This is a genomic window from Curtobacterium sp. 314Chir4.1 (genome assembly GCF_900215175.1).
GTDB classification, from domain to species: Bacteria; Actinomycetota; Actinomycetes; order Actinomycetales; family Microbacteriaceae; genus Curtobacterium; species Curtobacterium pusillum_A.
The window spans coordinates 270,808-286,167 of record NZ_OCMI01000002.1 but is presented as its reverse complement, the minus strand read 5'-3'; the positions used below and the strand labels follow the sequence as shown (position 1 = coordinate 286,167).

14 protein-coding genes and 3 tRNA genes are annotated in these 15,360 nt (G+C 72.0%); 12 read left to right on the top strand and 5 right to left on the bottom strand.

Annotated elements, in window-relative coordinates; all coding sequences use genetic code 11:
- Nucleotides 1-27: 27 nt before the first annotated feature.
- Nucleotides 28-1,023, top strand: a complete 996-nt coding sequence (locus tag CRP27_RS06250; RefSeq protein ID WP_097179865.1) for a 1,4-dihydroxy-2-naphthoate polyprenyltransferase — start codon at nucleotides 28-30, stop codon at nucleotides 1,021-1,023.
- 16 nt (nucleotides 1,024-1,039) lie between these two features.
- Here the strand turns inward: CRP27_RS06250 and CRP27_RS06245 are convergent, their stop codons facing one another.
- Nucleotides 1,040-1,363: a DUF4229 domain-containing protein gene (locus CRP27_RS06245; protein WP_097179864.1), complete on the bottom strand. Its 324-nt coding sequence runs from the start codon at nucleotides 1,361-1,363 to the stop codon at nucleotides 1,040-1,042.
- A gap of 63 nt (nucleotides 1,364-1,426) precedes the next feature.
- On the opposite strand from CRP27_RS06245, the gene CRP27_RS06240 reads away from it, so the two are divergent.
- Nucleotides 1,427-1,825 (top strand): PLDc N-terminal domain-containing protein, encoded by a 399-nt coding sequence (locus CRP27_RS06240; protein ID WP_097179863.1) that lies wholly within the window; start codon nucleotides 1,427-1,429, stop codon nucleotides 1,823-1,825.
- Nucleotides 1,818-3,566, top strand: a complete 1,749-nt coding sequence (gene menD, locus CRP27_RS06235; protein WP_097180314.1) for a 2-succinyl-5-enolpyruvyl-6-hydroxy-3-cyclohexene-1-carboxylic-acid synthase — start codon at nucleotides 1,818-1,820, stop codon at nucleotides 3,564-3,566. Before CRP27_RS06240 ends, menD begins: the two co-directional genes overlap by 8 nt.
- A gap of 279 nt (nucleotides 3,567-3,845) precedes the next feature.
- Here the strand turns inward: menD and CRP27_RS06230 are convergent, their stop codons facing one another.
- Nucleotides 3,846-5,105, bottom strand: coding sequence for an isochorismate synthase MenF (locus CRP27_RS06230; protein WP_097180313.1), 1,260 nt, complete (start codon nucleotides 5,103-5,105; stop codon nucleotides 3,846-3,848).
- An 82-nt stretch (nucleotides 5,106-5,187) separates the two neighbouring features.
- Here CRP27_RS06230 and CRP27_RS06225 point away from each other — a divergent pair, with 82 nt between their 5' ends.
- From CRP27_RS06225 to CRP27_RS06210, 4 genes are all read left to right on the top strand, one after another.
- A complete protein-coding gene (locus tag CRP27_RS06225) occupies nucleotides 5,188-5,979 on the top strand; it encodes a demethylmenaquinone methyltransferase (RefSeq protein WP_097179862.1) in 792 nt (263 codons plus the stop codon).
- A 33-nt stretch (nucleotides 5,980-6,012) separates the two neighbouring features.
- Nucleotides 6,013-7,092 (top strand): polyprenyl synthetase family protein, encoded by a 1,080-nt coding sequence (locus CRP27_RS06220; RefSeq protein WP_097179861.1) that lies wholly within the window; start codon nucleotides 6,013-6,015, stop codon nucleotides 7,090-7,092.
- A gap of 112 nt (nucleotides 7,093-7,204) precedes the next feature.
- A complete protein-coding gene (locus tag CRP27_RS06215) occupies nucleotides 7,205-8,575 on the top strand; it encodes an FAD-dependent oxidoreductase (protein ID WP_097179860.1) in 1,371 nt (456 codons plus the stop codon).
- A gap of 15 nt (nucleotides 8,576-8,590) precedes the next feature.
- A complete protein-coding gene (locus CRP27_RS06210; RefSeq protein ID WP_097179859.1) occupies nucleotides 8,591-9,778 on the top strand; it encodes a heparan-alpha-glucosaminide N-acetyltransferase domain-containing protein in 1,188 nt (395 codons plus the stop codon).
- Nucleotides 9,779-9,950: 172 nt separating this feature from the next.
- On the opposite strand, the gene cls is transcribed toward CRP27_RS06210, so the two are convergent.
- Together cls and CRP27_RS06200 are read right to left on the bottom strand one after the other, a co-directional pair.
- Nucleotides 9,951-11,411, bottom strand: coding sequence for a cardiolipin synthase (gene cls / locus CRP27_RS06205; RefSeq protein ID WP_097179858.1), 1,461 nt, complete (start codon nucleotides 11,409-11,411; stop codon nucleotides 9,951-9,953).
- Nucleotides 11,412-11,427: 16 nt separating this feature from the next.
- Nucleotides 11,428-11,916, bottom strand: coding sequence for a YajQ family cyclic di-GMP-binding protein (locus CRP27_RS06200; protein WP_069712130.1), 489 nt, complete (start codon nucleotides 11,914-11,916; stop codon nucleotides 11,428-11,430).
- 165 nt (nucleotides 11,917-12,081) lie between these two features.
- Here CRP27_RS06200 and CRP27_RS06195 point away from each other — a divergent pair.
- From CRP27_RS06195 to CRP27_RS06175, 5 genes are all read left to right on the top strand, one after another.
- Nucleotides 12,082-12,166: transfer RNA gene (locus tag CRP27_RS06195), tRNA-Tyr, on the top strand.
- A 57-nt stretch (nucleotides 12,167-12,223) separates the two neighbouring features.
- Nucleotides 12,224-13,045 carry an inositol monophosphatase family protein gene (locus CRP27_RS06190; protein WP_097179857.1) on the top strand — a complete coding sequence of 274 codons (822 nt, stop codon included), beginning with the start codon at nucleotides 12,224-12,226 and terminating at the stop codon, nucleotides 13,043-13,045.
- Nucleotides 13,046-13,191: 146 nt separating this feature from the next.
- Complete coding sequence (locus CRP27_RS06185; protein ID WP_097179856.1) at nucleotides 13,192-14,439, top strand: M23 family metallopeptidase; 1,248 nt, start codon at nucleotides 13,192-13,194, stop codon at nucleotides 14,437-14,439.
- A gap of 91 nt (nucleotides 14,440-14,530) precedes the next feature.
- Nucleotides 14,531-14,602 (top strand) — tRNA-Thr (locus tag CRP27_RS06180).
- Between the two features lie 32 nt (nucleotides 14,603-14,634).
- Nucleotides 14,635-14,708, top strand: a tRNA-Met gene (locus CRP27_RS06175).
- Nucleotides 14,709-14,929: 221 nt separating this feature from the next.
- Here the strand turns inward: CRP27_RS06175 and CRP27_RS06170 are convergent.
- Nucleotides 14,930-15,319, bottom strand: coding sequence for a hypothetical protein (locus CRP27_RS06170; RefSeq protein ID WP_097179855.1), 390 nt, complete (start codon nucleotides 15,317-15,319; stop codon nucleotides 14,930-14,932).
- Nucleotides 15,320-15,360: the final 41 nt, after the last annotated feature.

Here is a 15,360-nt window from a genome sequence, read left to right as displayed (position 1 = left end):
GACGCGTCGCGAATATGATGGTCGGTCGTGGCACGAACGAAGAACTCGACGCAGTCCAAGGGGCGGTCCGGCAACCCGGCGAAGGCCGCGGCCCCGCAGCGCACGAAGCGGAAGGCGACCGCGAGCGACTGGATCGGTGGCGCACGCCTCCGCACCCTGACGCTCGGTGTCGTCCCCGTCGTGATGGGCACGACCGTCGCGTTCGTCGACAGCGGCGAACCGAGTGACTTCGGGGCGTTCCTGGCGAAGGACGGCCACGTCGTCACCGCGGTGCTCGCCCTGCTCGTCGCGCTGTTCCTGCAGATCGGCGTGAACTACAGCAACGACTACTCCGACGGCGTGCGCGGCACGGACGAGTTCCGCGTCGGCCCGGCCCGCCTCACCGGTGCCGGACTCGCGAAGCCGCGGACCGTGCTGACCGTGGCGTTGACGTTCTTCGGCCTGGCCGCGGTCGCCGGCATCGTCATCGTGGTGCTGACCCAGCTGTGGTGGCTGCTCCTCGTGGGGGCCGCGGCGATCGTCGCGGCGTGGTTCTACACCGGCGGCAAGAAGCCCTACGGGTACAACGCCCTTGGCGAGGTCTTCGTGTTCGTGTTCTTCGGACTCGTCGCCGTCCTCGGGACCCAGTTCGTCCTCATCGGCTCGGTGACGCTGAGTGGGTGGGCTGCCGCGATCGCCGCCGGGTTCTTCGCCTGCGCCGTGCTGATGGTGAACAACATCCGTGACATCGACGAGGACCGACTCGCCGGCAAGCGCACCCTCGCGGTCGTCGTCGGTCGGCCGGTCGCACGCGTCCTCTACGGCCTGTTCCTGATGCTGCCGTACGTGGTGCTGCTCTGGTTCGTGCTGCTGTACTTCCGGACCGGCTTCACGTACTTCTCGCTGCTGCTGGCACTGCCGGCGCTGGCGATCGGGGTGTCGTCCCGGAAGCCCCGTGAGCTCATCACGGCGCTGCAGCTGTCGTCGTTCGCCTCGCTCGTGTTCGGCGTGGTGCTCGGGATCACGCTCGCCACGACGCCGTAGGGCTGCGGCGGCGGACTCAGTCGGCGTCGGTGTCGCGGCGGGCGGCGTGCCGGTCGGCGTCCGACACCGGGCGGGCGACGGGTGCGTCGGTGTCCGCCGCGTCGACGAAGTCGTCCTCGAAGTCGGTGTCCGCGTCGCGCTCCGGCTTCCCGCGGCGGTTCGCCAGGCTCAGCGTGACCTGCTCGCGCAGCCTGCCGAGCGCGATGTACGACACCAGCAGCCCCACCAGCGCGCCGACGATCACGGCCCAGTACCAGGGCATCGGGGTCAGCAGGAGCAGAGCCACGGCCACGGCGAAGATGCCGAGACGGGCCAGGGTGTAGACGAGCCACGCTTTCACGCGGCAAGTCTACGGATGCGCGACCGGCAGGGACCCCACAGCCTCGCGACCTAGACTCCGGGAATGGTCCGACTGTGGTTGATCGTCGTCGTGGCCGCCGTGGCCTTCACGGTGTACACGGCCATCGACTGCGCCACGATGCCCCGCGAACGTGTCCGTTCCCTCAGCCGCGGTGTCTGGCTCCTGCTCGTGATCGTCCTGCCCGTGCTCGGCGGGGTCCTCTGGTTCCTCCTCGGCCGTGCGCCGGCGACGAACCCGGGCGGCGGCTCCGGGTACCGTGGACCCGAAGACGACCCGGACTTCCTCGGGGGCCCGCACGGCCCCGAGCGGCACCCCACGGACAAGGACCAGGACGACGAGACCCTCCGAGACCTCGAGCAGCAGTTCCGCGAACGAGAACGACGCGCCGACCGAGACCGGCGCGACCAGCGGCGCGACGACGACGGCCGCACCGATCGCTGACGGTCCCGCGGGTTCCGGCAGCCCCGCGACCGACTTCGCACTGGCGCTGTTCGCCGAACTGGCGCGCGCCGGCGTCACCGACGTCGTCGTCAGCCCCGGATCGCGGTCGCAGGCCCTGGCCCTGGCCGCCGTCGCCCTGGAGCGGGCCGGCGGCATCAGCGTGCATGTCCGGCTCGACGAACGCACCGCGGGGTTCTACGCCCTCGGCCTCGCGGTCGAGTCCGGTCGTCCCGCCGGCGTCGTCACCACGTCGGGCACGGCCGTCGCCAACCTGCACCCCGCCGTGCTCGAGGCGCACCACTCCGGCGTGCCGATGATCGTCGTCAGTGCCGACCGCCCGGACGAGCTCCGCGGCATCGGGAGCAACCAGACCACCGTCCAGCCGGGCATCTTCGGCGCAGCCGTCACGTTCGTGCGGGACGTCCAGGCGCCGACCGTGCACGGTGTCGACGCGAGCACCACGGACACCGTCCGCACCCTCGTGCGCCAGGCGGTCGCCGCGGCCGCGGGCCACGAGGGACAACCCGGACCGGTGCAGCTGAACGTCGCCTTCCGAGAGCCCCTCTCCGCCGGACTCGGCGACGACGACGTGCAGCCCGTGCCCGACGACGAGGTCGACCTCGCGTTCGCCGCACGGCGCGTCCACTCGGGGCTCCCGGTCGCCGAGCTGGCGCCGGACGACGAGCCCGGGACAATCGTCATCGCGGGGCACGACGCCGGGGCGGACGCCGAACGGATCGCCTGGGAGCTCGGTGCGCCGCTGCTCGCCGAGGTGTCGAGCGGGGCGCGCTTCGGCCGGAACCTCGTGGTGACCTACCGCGAGCTCCTGCGCGAGCCGGAGTTCGGCGGCGCGGTGCGCCGCGCCGTCGTGCTCGGCCACCCCACCCTCAGTCGTGAGGTCCCCGCGCTCCTGCAGCGCGAGGACGTCGAGGCCATCGTGGTGCGCGGACCCGGTGCCGATCCCTTCGACCCGGCCCGCGCCTCCAGGCCGACCGCGGCGACCACCTTCGTGTCCGACGTCCGCGTGACGGGCCGCACCCGGCCGGAGCACCGTGCGTGGGTGGGACGCTGGGTGGCGACGAGCCGCGCGCTGCTGGGCGGCGGTGACGCCGGACCGGACCTCGACGCGAAGCGCTCGAGCGACCGGGCCGAGCGCAACAAGTTCCTCCGCGACGAGGTGGCGCTCCGCCGCCGTCCGGTCGACCGGGCGATGCTCGCGGACGCGGTCTGGGGCGCGACCTGGCCCCACGACCGACTGGTCCTCGGTGCCTCGCAGATCATCCGCGTCGCCGACGGGCACGTCGCCGGCAAGCCGATCCGGGTGCACGCGAACCGTGGCCTCGCGGGCATCGACGGCACCGTGTCCACCGCACTCGGCATCGCCGCCGCACTCGAACGGTCGTCGGCGTCGATCGGCACCACGCGCGTGCTGCTCGGCGACCTGACGCTGCTGCACGACCTCGGCGCGTTCGTCACGGGCACCGAGGAACCGCGGCACCGCGTCCAGGTCGTCGTCGGCAACGACTCCGGGGGAGCGATCTTCCGCGGGCTCGAGGTCGCGGCGACCACGCCAGAGGCCGACATGCGCCGGATGATGACCACGCCGCAGTTCGTCGACGTCGAGCGCGTCGTGACCGGGCTCGGGTGGGAGTACCGGCGCGCGGCGACGTGGGGCGACCTGGAGCGTGTGCTGACGGACCCGGCGGAGCGCGTCGTCATCGAGGTCCCGCTCGCCGACTGACCGCGTGGCGCTGCGTCTCGCGGCAGGAGCGGCGTCACGCGGCGCGAGCGGCGTCTCGTCTCGTCGAGACGAGACGCCGCCCCGCGGGCGAGACGCCGCCGCGGCCGCGCGACGCCGCCGGATGCGGCTGCGTCTCGGCCGACAGGCGGTGTCTCGCGTGCAGCACGGCGCGCCGCTGGCCCGAGACGCCGCGTCGTACCGGACGGGAGGCACGTGGCGGGACCGCGCCGCGCCTCCCGTCCGGCAGGTTGCCGGGTCGCAGACGCGCGCGGTGCGGGATCAGGTCAGGGCGTCGGTGATCGGGCGGAACTTCAGCGCGGTCTCGGCGACCTCGCGCGCCGGGTCGGACCCGGCCACGATGCCCGCACCGGCCCAGGCCCGCACGGACCCGTCGTCGGTGATGCGCGCGCTGCGGAGCGCGAGCATCCACTCCCCGTCGCCGTTCGCGCCGAGCCACCCGACGGGCCCGGCGTAGCGGCCCCGGTCGACGCCCTCGAGCTCGGACACCAGCCGCACGGCCACGTCGGTCGGGGTCCCCGCGACCGCGGCCGTCGGGTGCAGCGCGTCGGCGACGTCGAGCGAGGTGGTCCCCACCGGCAGGGTCGCCTGCACGTCGGTGGCGAGGTGCCACAGGTTCGGCAGCTGCAGCCGGAACGGCTCCGGGTCCGCGCGCAGGTCGGACGCGATCGGCCGCAGCGCCGCGAGCAGGCTGTCGATCGCGAACGCGTGCTCCCCGACGTCCTTCGCGCTGGCCGCCAGGGCCTCGGCGGCGGCGCGGTCGGACACGGCGTCGGCGCCCCGCGCGGCACTGCCGGCGAGGACCCGAGCGGACAGCCGCGTGCCGTCCGTCCGGGCGAGCGTCTCCGGCGTCGCGCCGACGAGCCCGTCGACGGCGAACGTCACGCACTGCGGGTAGGCCTCGGCCAGGTCGAGCAGGATCGCCCGACGGTCGGCGTCGTCCGGGAGGGTCCCGACGAGGTCGCGGGCCAGGACGACCTTCTCGGCGTCTCCGGCGGCGATCCGCCGGACGGCCTCGGCGACCCGCTCGGCGTAGGCGTCCGCGTCGATGCGTCCGGGGCCGAGGGCGACCGACACGTGCGGACCGACGTTCGGCACCGGCACCGAGGTGCGGGTGAACCCGAGCGGCTCCGGGTCCGGCGTGGTGTCGACCGCGGTGAGCCACGCCCGGCCCCGTCGGCGGCCGATCACCACGCGCGGGACGACGAGCACGCTCGTCTCGGCGGAGTCGTCGGCGAACGTGAACGACCCGAAGGCGACGAGACCGGTGCCCCGGAGCTGCACCGGGTCGTCGACCACGGCGGACTGCACGATGGTGCGCCAGACGGCCGCGGCCTCCCGCATCCGCTCCGGTCCGGTGAAGGTGAAGCGCAGGGCCTCGCCGATGCCGACGATGCCGTCGCCGTTCCGGACGAACGCGAGCGGGCTGTCCCGGAGGGTGTGGCGGAGGACGGCGCCCGGGTCGTCGAGGATCCGGGTCGAGACCGTCAGCGGCGGGGCCGCCGTGGTGGTTCGGGTCACGGACCGATCGTACGCGCCGGTTCCGGCCCCGCACGCGCCGTGCTCGGGGGAACCCACGGGCGGGACCTCTAGGATGTTGTGGGTGAGCAGAGCGGACCTGAACAAGCGGCCGGACGAGGTGGCGGCCATGTTCGACGACGTCGCCGCGAAGTACGACCTCACGAACGACATCCTCTCCGCGGGCAACGCCCCGCTGTGGCGTGTCGCGACGGTCCGCGCGGTCGACCCCCAGCCCGGCGAGAAGGTGCTCGACATCGCCGCCGGCACGGGGACGAGCGCGGCGGCCTTCGCGAAGAAGGGGGCCGACGTCACGGCGCTCGACCTCTCCGCGGGGATGATCGCCGTCGGCCGCGAACGCCACCCCGAGATCACCTTCGTCGAGGGGGACGCCGAGCACCTCCCGTTCGACGACGACACCTTCGACGCGGTCTCGATCTCCTTCGGTCTGCGCAACGTCAACGACCCGATGCAGGCGCTCGGCGAGATGCTGCGCGTCCTCAAGCCCGGCGGGCGCGTCGTGATCTGCGAGTTCTCGACGCCGCCGCTCGCCGTGCTCCGCTTCGGCTACGGCACGTACCTCAAGCGCGTGCTCCCGGGCGTCGCGCGGCTCTCGAGCAGCAACCCCGCCGCCTACCGGTACCTGGCGGAGTCGATCGAGGCGTGGCCCGAGCAGCAGGTCCTCAGCCAGTGGCTCCGCGGCGTCGGCTTCACGATGGTCGCGTACCGCAACCTCACGGCCGGTATCGTCGCACTGCACCGCGGTCGCAAGCCCGTGGCGGGCACGGTCCGCGAGTCCGTCGCCCGTCGTGCGAAGGCGCGCCGCGAGCACCAGCACACCGGTGAGCAGCCGAGCGTCGACCCCACCGACGCCTGACCGGTCCCTCCACCCCCGAACACGGAGCAGCACTTGAATCCGAGCGTCCCGGTCGCACGTCGCGCACCGAGTCTCCGCGCGTCGCTGGGCATCGGCGAGCGACTGTTCGCCACGCCCGCGGAGCGGCGGTTCATCGCGGCCGTCGACGACGGGCTGGAGCTCGTCGAGCAGGGCCTCGAAGAAGCCATGCGTTCGACGGACACCCTGGCCGACACGACGAGCCGGTACCTGCTCTCGGCGGGCGGCAAGCGCATCCGGCCGACGCTGACGCTCCTCATCGCCCAGCTCGGTGACGGCGTGACCGACGCGGTCGTGAAGGCCGCCGTCAGCATCGAGACGACCCACCTCGCATCGCTGTACCACGACGACGTCATGGACGAAGCGCCCGTGCGACGCGGTGTCCCGGCGGCCCACGTGACGTACGGCAACAACGTGGCCATCCTCACCGGTGACCTGCTCTTCGCCCGCGCCAGCCTCATCACGGCGGACCTCGGGACCGAGGGCATCCGGATGCAGGCCGAGACCTTCCAGCGGCTCTGCATGGGGCAGCTGCACGAGACCACGGGGCCCCAGCCCGAGGACGACCCGGTCGAGCACTACATCCAGGTCCTCAGCGACAAGACCGGATCGCTCATCGCGACGGCCGCTCGCGCCGGTGTGATGTTCTCCGGTGCCGACCGTTCCTACCTGGACGCCGTCGGCACCTTCGGCGAGAAGGTCGGCGTGGCCTTCCAGCTCGTCGACGACGTCATCGACCTCGCCCCTGCGAAGGACAAGACCGGCAAGATCGCGGGCAACGACCTCCGCGCCGGCGTCGACACGCTGCCGCTGCTGCAGCTCCGTCGCCTCGCCGCGACCGGTGCGCCGGACGCGGTCGCGCTCCTCGAACGCATCGAGCGTGACGTCAACGCCGCCCCGGACGACGTCGTCGACTCCGCGCCCTACCAGTCCGCCGTGGCCGCGCTCCGTGAGCACGAGGCCACCGCCGCCACCCGGGCCGTCGCGGTCCGGTGGGCGACCGAGGCGGTCGATGCCCTCGCACCGTTGCCGGACGGCACGGTGAAGCGGGCGTTGATCCGCTTCGCCGAGTCCGTCGTCGACCGCAGCCGATGACACGGCGGCACCGCAGCGGTTGACGCCGCCCCACCGCTGACGCAGGAGCGACGCGACGCGGCCACGAGACCCCCTCGGGAGCACCCCACCCGAACGAAACTGGAGACGATCAGTGCCCACCCTCCGAGTCGCCATCGTCGGCGCCGGCCCCGCCGGCATCTACGCCGCGGACATCCTGCTGCGCGAGGCCCACGGCCACGACGTGTCGATCGACCTGTTCGAGCAGCTGCCCGCACCGTACGGGCTGGTCCGGTACGGCGTCGCCCCCGACCACCCCCGCATCAAGGGCATCATCAACGCCCTGCGCGACGTGCTCGACCGCGGCGTCGTCCGGCTCTTCGGCAACGTCCGCTTCGGCGAGGACATCACCCTCGACGACCTGCGGAAGCACTACCACGCGGTGGTGTTCTCGACCGGTGCGATCAAGGACGCCGACCTCGACGTCCCCGGTGTCGAGCTCGAGGGCTCGTACGGCGCGGCCGACTTCGTCAGCTGGTTCGACGGCCACCCCGACGTCCCGCGCACCTGGCCGCTCACGGCGGAGAGCGTCGCGGTGATCGGCAACGGCAACGTCGCCCTCGACGTCTCGCGCATCCTCGCGAAGCACGCCGACGACCTGCTGCCGACCGAGATCCCGGCGAACGTGTACGAGGGCCTCAAGGCGTCCCCGGTCACCGACGTGCACGTGTTCGGCCGCCGCGGCCCGGCGCAGGTGAAGTTCACCCCGCTCGAGCTGCGGGAACTCGGCGAGCTCCGCGACGTCGACATGATCCTCTACGACGAGGACTTCGACCACGACGAGGCCTCGAAGACCGCCATCGCCACGAACAAGCAGGTGATGGTGATGAACCGCGTGCTGGAGCAGTGGCGGACCCGTGAGACCGGGCAGGCAAGCCGTCGCCTGCACCTGCACTTCTACGCGAAGCCCCTCGAGTTCGTCGGCGAGGACGGCAAGCTCACCGCGATCCGCTACGAGCGCACCCGCCCGAACGGCCAGGGTGGGGTCGAGGGCACCGGGGAGATCCGCGAGATCCCGATCCAGGCCGCGTACCGTGCCGTGGGGTACTTCGGGTCGCCGCTCCCCGGCGTGCCGTTCGACGAGCGCCACGGGGTCATCCCGAACCACGAGGGCCAGGTCCTCGACGACGACAACCAGCAGCTCCCGGGCGTCTACGCCACCGGCTGGATCAAGCGCGGGCCCGTCGGCCTGATCGGGCACACGAAGTCCGACGCGATGGAGACCGTGCAGCACATCGTCAACGACCAGGCGAGCTGGTGGACGCCGGAGGACCCGTCCGAGGGTGCGATCCCGGCGCTCCTGACCGAACGCGGTGTCGAGTACACCGACCTCGACGGCTGGCACAACCTCGACGCCCACGAGCTCGCGCTCGGCGAGCCCCACGGTCGTGAGCGCATCAAGGTCGTCCCGCGCGAGGAGATGATCGACGTCTCGCTCGGTCGCGCGAACGCCACCGCGAGCTAGGCGAGAGCCGACGCCGTGACCGACGCACGCCCCGCACCGCCCACCGCGTTGCGGGGCGCGCTCGTTCCCGGCGGCCGGCTGCACGGTGTCGACGTCGCTCGGGCGATGGCGTTGCTCGGCATGATGGCGACGCACGTCGGCGGGATCGCGGACGCGGTCGACTGGTCGGACCCGGGGACCTGGGCGGCCGTCGCGCACGGCCGGTCGTCGTCGCTCTTCGCGGTCCTCGCCGGGGTGTCGATCGGCCTGACGAGCGGGCGCACCGACCCGCCTGGTCCGCCGGCGATCGGTCGCGTGCGCGGTCGGCTGGCGATCCGCGCCGTCGTGGTGGTCGCGGTCGGCTTGCTCCTGATGGCGTTGCAGACGCCGGTGTACGTGATCCTGCCGACGTACGGTGTGCTGTTCCTGCTCGCGATCCCGGTGCTCCGGGTGCGGGCACGGTGGCTGCTCGTGATCGCCGGGCTGTGCGCGGTGCTCTCGCCGGTGGTCGCCCTGGCGACCGTGCCGTTCTACGCGGACGCGGGCATGTGGGAGGTCCAGCTCGGCCTCGTCTACCCGGTGGTCACCTTCCTGGCGTACGTCCTGGTCGGTCTCGCGGTCGCGAGGGCCGGTCTGGGCCCACGCCGACGGTTCCCGAACGACGCGCCAGCGGCGTACGGGCCGTGCCGGTGGGGAGAGGGAGAGGCGCGGGGCACGCAGGTCGTGCTCCTCGCGTCCGGCGCCGTGGTCGCCCTGGTCGCGTACCTCGTCGGGAACGCCGTCGCCCCGGTGCCTGCCGACGCGGCGTTCGCGTTCCCGGGCGTGCCGTACGCGGGGGAGGGCAGCACCGGTTCCGAGACGCTCGCACAGCTGTTCCTCTCGCCGCGGGACCACTCGTCGTCCATCGTCGACGTGGTCGCGACCGCGGGGATCGCCGTCGCGGTCATCGCCCTGTGCACGCTCGTGTTCGATGGTCGGGGGCCCACGGCGGAGCGGATCGCCTTCCCGCTCGCCGCAGTGGGGTCGATGCCGCTCACGGTGTACGCGGGGCACCTCGTCGTGCTCGCGATGCTGCCGGAGTACCCCGACTCGTCAGCCGCGTGGTGGTGGTTCGCGATCGGGTCGGTGCCGTTCGCGATGACGTGGCGTGCGTTCCTCGGGCGTGGGCCCCTGGAGCGCCTGACCGTCCGCCTGACACGCCTGGTGCCGGACCCGCGCGCCTGACCTCGCACGGTGCGGGGCCGACCCGACCGGTGGTCCGTACGGTGCGCGTTCCCGCGCAGTGTGCGATGCTCGCGCCCTCGCACTGCGGTCGGAACCTCGCACACTGGCGAGCGCCCGCGCACGAGACCGCGCGCGGTGCGGGGCCGAGCCGACCCGCGCCTCCCGCCCGCTGCTACTGCAGCGCCGCCGTGAGCCGCGCGACGTTGTCGAGCACCTGGGACCGCCGCGGACGCTCCACCCACGCGTCGAGCGTCAGCTCGAAGCTGTGCTCCTTGTACGCGTCCTGCACCTCGCGCAGGGCGTCGACGAAGCGACTGCCGCGCACCATCACGGAGACCTCGAGGTTGAGGCTGAACGACCGCATGTCCATGTTGCTCGACCCGATCACCGCCACGTCGTCGTCGATCGTGAAGTGCTTCGCGTGCAGGATCGTGGGGGCCCGGTAGAGCCAGATCTTCACGCCGGCCCGGAGCAGCCCCTCGTAGTAGGAACGCTGTGCGTGCCACGTCATCGCGTGGTCACCCATCTCGCCGACGAACAACTCGACCTCGACCCCGCGCTGCGCCGTGGTGGTGATGGCGTAGAGCATGGAGTCGTCCGGGACGAAGTACGGCGACGTGATCGACACCTTGCTCTGCGCCGAGTACAGCAGCGCGTTGAAGAGGCGCAGGTTGTTCTCGCCGTCGAACCCGGGGCCGGACGGCACGACCTGGCAGTCCAGTGCGTCGCCGCGGTCGGCCCGCTGGACGGGGTCGCTCTCGCGGAGCAGGAGCTCGTCCGTCTCGCTGTACCAGTCGGTCACGAAGAGCGCGTTGAGGCCGGCGACGACGGGGCCCTCGAACCGGGCGAACAGGTCCTTGTAGGCCATGTGCCGCTTCTTGTGGGACTCGAGGTCGTAGGACTTGTCGATGAGGTTCTGCGACCCGGTGAACGCCACGGAGCCGTCGACCACCATGATCTTCCGGTGGTTGCGGAGGTCCGGGCGCTGGAACTTCCCCTGCAACGGCAGCAGCGGGAGCATGAGGTGCCACTCGATGCCGGCACGGTCCATGAACGCCAGGGTGTCCTTGTACCCGGGGTAGCCGCGGCTCGCCCAGTGGTCGAGCAGGAACCGCACCGTCACGCCGCGGGCCTGGGCTCGGGCGAGGGCCTCGAAGAACGGGCGCGTGGTGTCGTCGAGGGTCGCGATGTAGAACTCGACGTGCACGAACCGGCGGGAGCCGTCGATCGCCCGGGTCATCTCGGCGATCGACTCGTCGTAGTCGGGGTAGAGCTCCGCCGAGTTGCCGCCCACCAGCGGCATGGCGCCGAGTTCGCGGTTCAGCCGCGTGATGCTGTCCAGCCACGCCGGCCACGGGTGGTCACGACGGACACGCTCGATCCCCTCGGTCTGCTCGAGGATGTACGCGTTGATCTCCGTCTGCTTCTCACGGCGTGCATGCGGGAGCTTCGTCGACCCGATGACGAGGAAGACGATGAACCCGATGTAGGGGATGAGGAAGATCGCCAGCAGCCATGCGGTCGCGGTCTGCGGCTTGCGGTTGATCGGGACGTAGATGATCGAGAAGACGCGGATCGCCAGGTCCAGCAGGACCAGGAAGACCGTGATGGCGACGGTGAGCCAGTGCTCCACAGCGGCGGGCGGCGCGTCAGCGGAAGTTGATGAACTGCAGCGGCACGTCGAACTCTTCACCCTTGAGGAGCTGGATCGTGTTCTGCAGGTCGTCGCGGCTCTTCGAGGAGACGCGGAGCTCGTCACCCTGGATCTGGTTCTTCACGGTCTTGGGGGCGTTGGCCCGCAGGAACGCGCCGATCTTCTTCGCGACGTCCTGCTCGATGCCGTTCTTGAACTTCACCTCGATGCGGTACTCCTTGCCCGACGGGTACGGGTCGCCCGCGTCGAGGCTCTTCAGGCTGATGTTGCGCTTGATCGCCTTGCTCTGCAGGACGTCGAGGACGGCCTTCGCGCGCTCTTCCGAGTTCGCCTTGATGAGGACGTCCTCACCGCTGAACGCGATCGATGCGTCGGCGCCCTTGAAGTCGTACCGCTGCTCGATCTCCTTGGCGGCCTGGTTGAGGGCGTTCTCCGCCTCCATCTTGTCGACCTTGCTGACCACGTCGAAGGAACTGTCTGCCATGCGGGACAGCCTAACGGCGGACAGGAGGCGCGGTTCGGCCCCCGAGCGCGGGTCCGGTCCGACGGGTGGTCGCCTCCAGAACCGGTGGTCACGAGCACGGTCCCGGATCGGCTATGCTTTCTTGCGCGCCTTCGGTTGGTGACTACACGGGCCGGGTGCGCACATGGCAAGTTACCCAAGCGGCCAAAGGGATCTGACTGTAAATCAGCCGGCGTAGCCTTCGGGGGTTCGAATCCCTCACTTGCCACCATCGGAACGGCCCCGTCCACTGCGGACGGGGCCGTTCCGTTTCCGGCAGGCTGGTCGCATGCCCGTCGAACCCACGCCGTCCCAGTTCGCCGACCTCGCCGAGGCCATCGCCCGCGAGGCCGCGTCGCTCGCCGCCCGACGCCGAGCAGAGGGGGTCGAGGTCGCCGACCGCAAGTCGAGCATCGTCGACGTCGTCACGGCCGCCGACCGCGAGGTCGAGGCGCTCATCCGGTCGCGGATCGCCGAGGCCCGACCGGACGACGCGTTCTTCGGCGAGGAGTCGGGCACCGGCGCGGGGACCTCGGGGATCACCTGGGTCGTCGACCCGATCGACGGGACCGTCAACTACCTCTACGGCAGCCCCGAGTACGGCGTGAGCATCGGCGTCGTCCGCGGTGCCGCCGACCCGACCACGTGGGAGCCGGTCGCCGGCGTCGTCGTCGCACCGGCCACCGGCGTCGTGTACCGGGCCGTGGCCGGGGAGGGTGCGACGCGCGACGGCGTGCCGCTGCACGCCGGGTCGCCGGCGTCGCTCGCCGAGACGCTCGTCGCGACGGGCTTCGGCTACACCGCGGACCGTCGTCGGCAGCAGGTCGACGTGCTCGCGGGGCTCATCGGCGAGGTCCGGGACATCCGACGCGGCGGAGCGGCGTCGCTGGACTGCTGCGCGGTCGGCGCAGGGACCGTGGACGCCTACTACGAGCGCGGGATCAACCCGTGGGACATGGCCGCGGGGTCGATCGTGGCGCAGGAGGCCGGAGCCGCCGTGCGCATCTGGGAGGCCGGCGGGACGCGGTCGTTCCTCTTCGCGAGCCCCGCGGTCGCGGACGACCTGACGGCCGTGCTCCAGCGGCTCGAGGAGTCCGTGCTCGCGGTGTGAGCCGCCTGACCCCTCGGTCTGGGGGAGCCGTGTGGTCATGACCAGGACTGGCGACACGGTATGGCTCCTGCTACCGTTCTCTGGTCCCGTTATCTGCTCGTTACCATCGAGCGCACCTCGCCCCGATCAGGATCGCCACCGAACGCATGCCCCACTCCTCCCTCTCGCCCGAGCTCACCGACGGCACCGTGAACGCACCCGCACCGGTCGTCCACCTGACCCGACGGGCACGCATCGAGGCGGAGCGAGCAGCTGCGGCAGTGGCGGTGCAGAGCGACCACCTCGACCAGGCGACGGCCGTGGCGGAGCCGGAGCGCGCCTCTCCCCACCGGCACGGCCCGGACGCCGCTGGCGCGTCGTCCGGGAACCGGCGGCGTGGGCCCAGGCCGTCCTTCGAGGACCTCGTGAGCCCGGCCACCCCGCCGGCGCCCGCGTCCCCGATCGACCTCGCGCCGATGTCCCCGGCCATGCCGGCGTCGACCGTCGGACCCGTGACGCCGCCCGCACCCTCGTCGCCCGTCGTGGCCGCGACGGCTCCGGTCCCGACCGCTGCCCCCGCGCCGTTGCAGGCCCGTCGCAGCGCCCGCCCGGCCCGGCCCGTCCGCACCGGACGGCCGACGACCACCGTGCACGTCGACCGCGCCACCCGCCACATCGCCGCGTCGCGGCCGGTCGCCCGGACGTCCGTGCAGCACGGTGCCTCGTTCCGCAGGGCCGCGTCGCGCGTGACCGCCGTCGGTGCACTGCTCTTCGCCGCCGGCCTCGTGGTCTCGACGTCGCTGCCCGCGCAGGCGCTCTACACGCCGGAGCCGGGCTCGACGTCCCAGCGTGCGACGGCCTCGGGTGCGACCCAGTCGCTCAGCGTCGGCTCCGGTGCCACGGACGCCGAGACGAACCGTGACCAGTACTCGGTGTCGTCGGCCACGCAGTACAAGAACGTCGATTCTTCGAGCTTCACGAACGACCCGAACGGCACGATCCAGTGGCCGTTCCTCACGGGTGTCCCCATCACCTCCGGCTTCGGTGGCCGCCAGGTCGAGGGCTGCTCGTTCTGCTCGACGAACCACATGGGCGTCGACTTCGCCCCGGGCGAGGGCACCCCGATCCGGGTGATCGCAGCCGGCACCGTGATCAAGGTGCAGGCGGACGACGGCGGCTTCGGCAACGACGTCTGGGTCGAGCACGACGTCGACGGCAAGCAGTTCACCAGCGTCTACGGCCACATGGAGGACAACTCCTTCAAGGTGGTCAAGGGGCAGCACGTCGAGGTCGGTGACGAGCTCGGACTCGTCGGCAGCACGGGCAACTCGACGGGCCCGCACCTGCACCTCGAGGTCCACGTCGACGGGGTCCCGGTGGACCCGCTGGCGTGGCTCAAGGCCAACGCGAACTAGCGGTCCGACGCGGCACGCCCGGGCGTCACGCCGGGTTCCTGACCACCGTCGCGGGTCTGCTATCCTCGTGTGGTGCCGCCGAGCGGCACATGCCCCGATAGCTCAGTGGTAGAGCACTTCCATGGTAAGGAAGGGGTCGTCAGTTCAATCCTGACTCGGGGCTCCGACCCGGAGCCGTTGTCGCTCCGGATCCTTGGCGGGGTAGCTCAGTTGGTTAGAGCACACGACTCATAATCGTGGGGTCGCGGGTTCAAGTCCCGCCCTCGCTACCGCAAGCCCGGCGTCCGCGCCGGGCTTTCGTCGTTTCCGGGTGCCCGCGATGGCGTCCCGCTCGCAGAGCATCAGCCCGTCGGGGTTCGTCTGCGCACAACCAAAGTCAGCCGGAACCGCGGAAGATCGCAGTTCGAGCCCACTTTGGTTGTGCCCCACCCGCAGACCGCGGCCCGGCGCGCCGGCGGCCGGCCGCCGGCGCGCCGCCCGGCCGTGCGCGTCAGAACGGGCGGTGCTCCGGGTGCGCGGCGAGCACCCCGGCGGACCGGAGCGCGCGTTCGAGTGTCGCGTTGACCTGCTGCCAGGCGCTCCGCCGCCGGTCGGCGCCGATGCCCCCGCCGGACACCGCCGTCGCGTGCCCCGCGTGCCGCAGGGTGATGGTGGTCGACGTCCCCGTGACGGTCGTCGACAGCTCGTACCGACGGAACTCCCGCGACGGGTGCACGAGGGCACCGAGCAGGATCGTCAGCAGCCGGCTGCCGCTGGTGGCGGTGATGGTGCCGCCGGTCGACTCGACGTGGTGGCCGGTCTGGCGCAGTGCTGCGCCCGCGACCTCCATGGCCGTGCAACGGTCGCCGGTGTGCACCGCGAACTCGGTCGTCGTGTTCATCGTGCTTCCCCTCCCCGGAAGTGCCGGCCCGGACCCCCGGA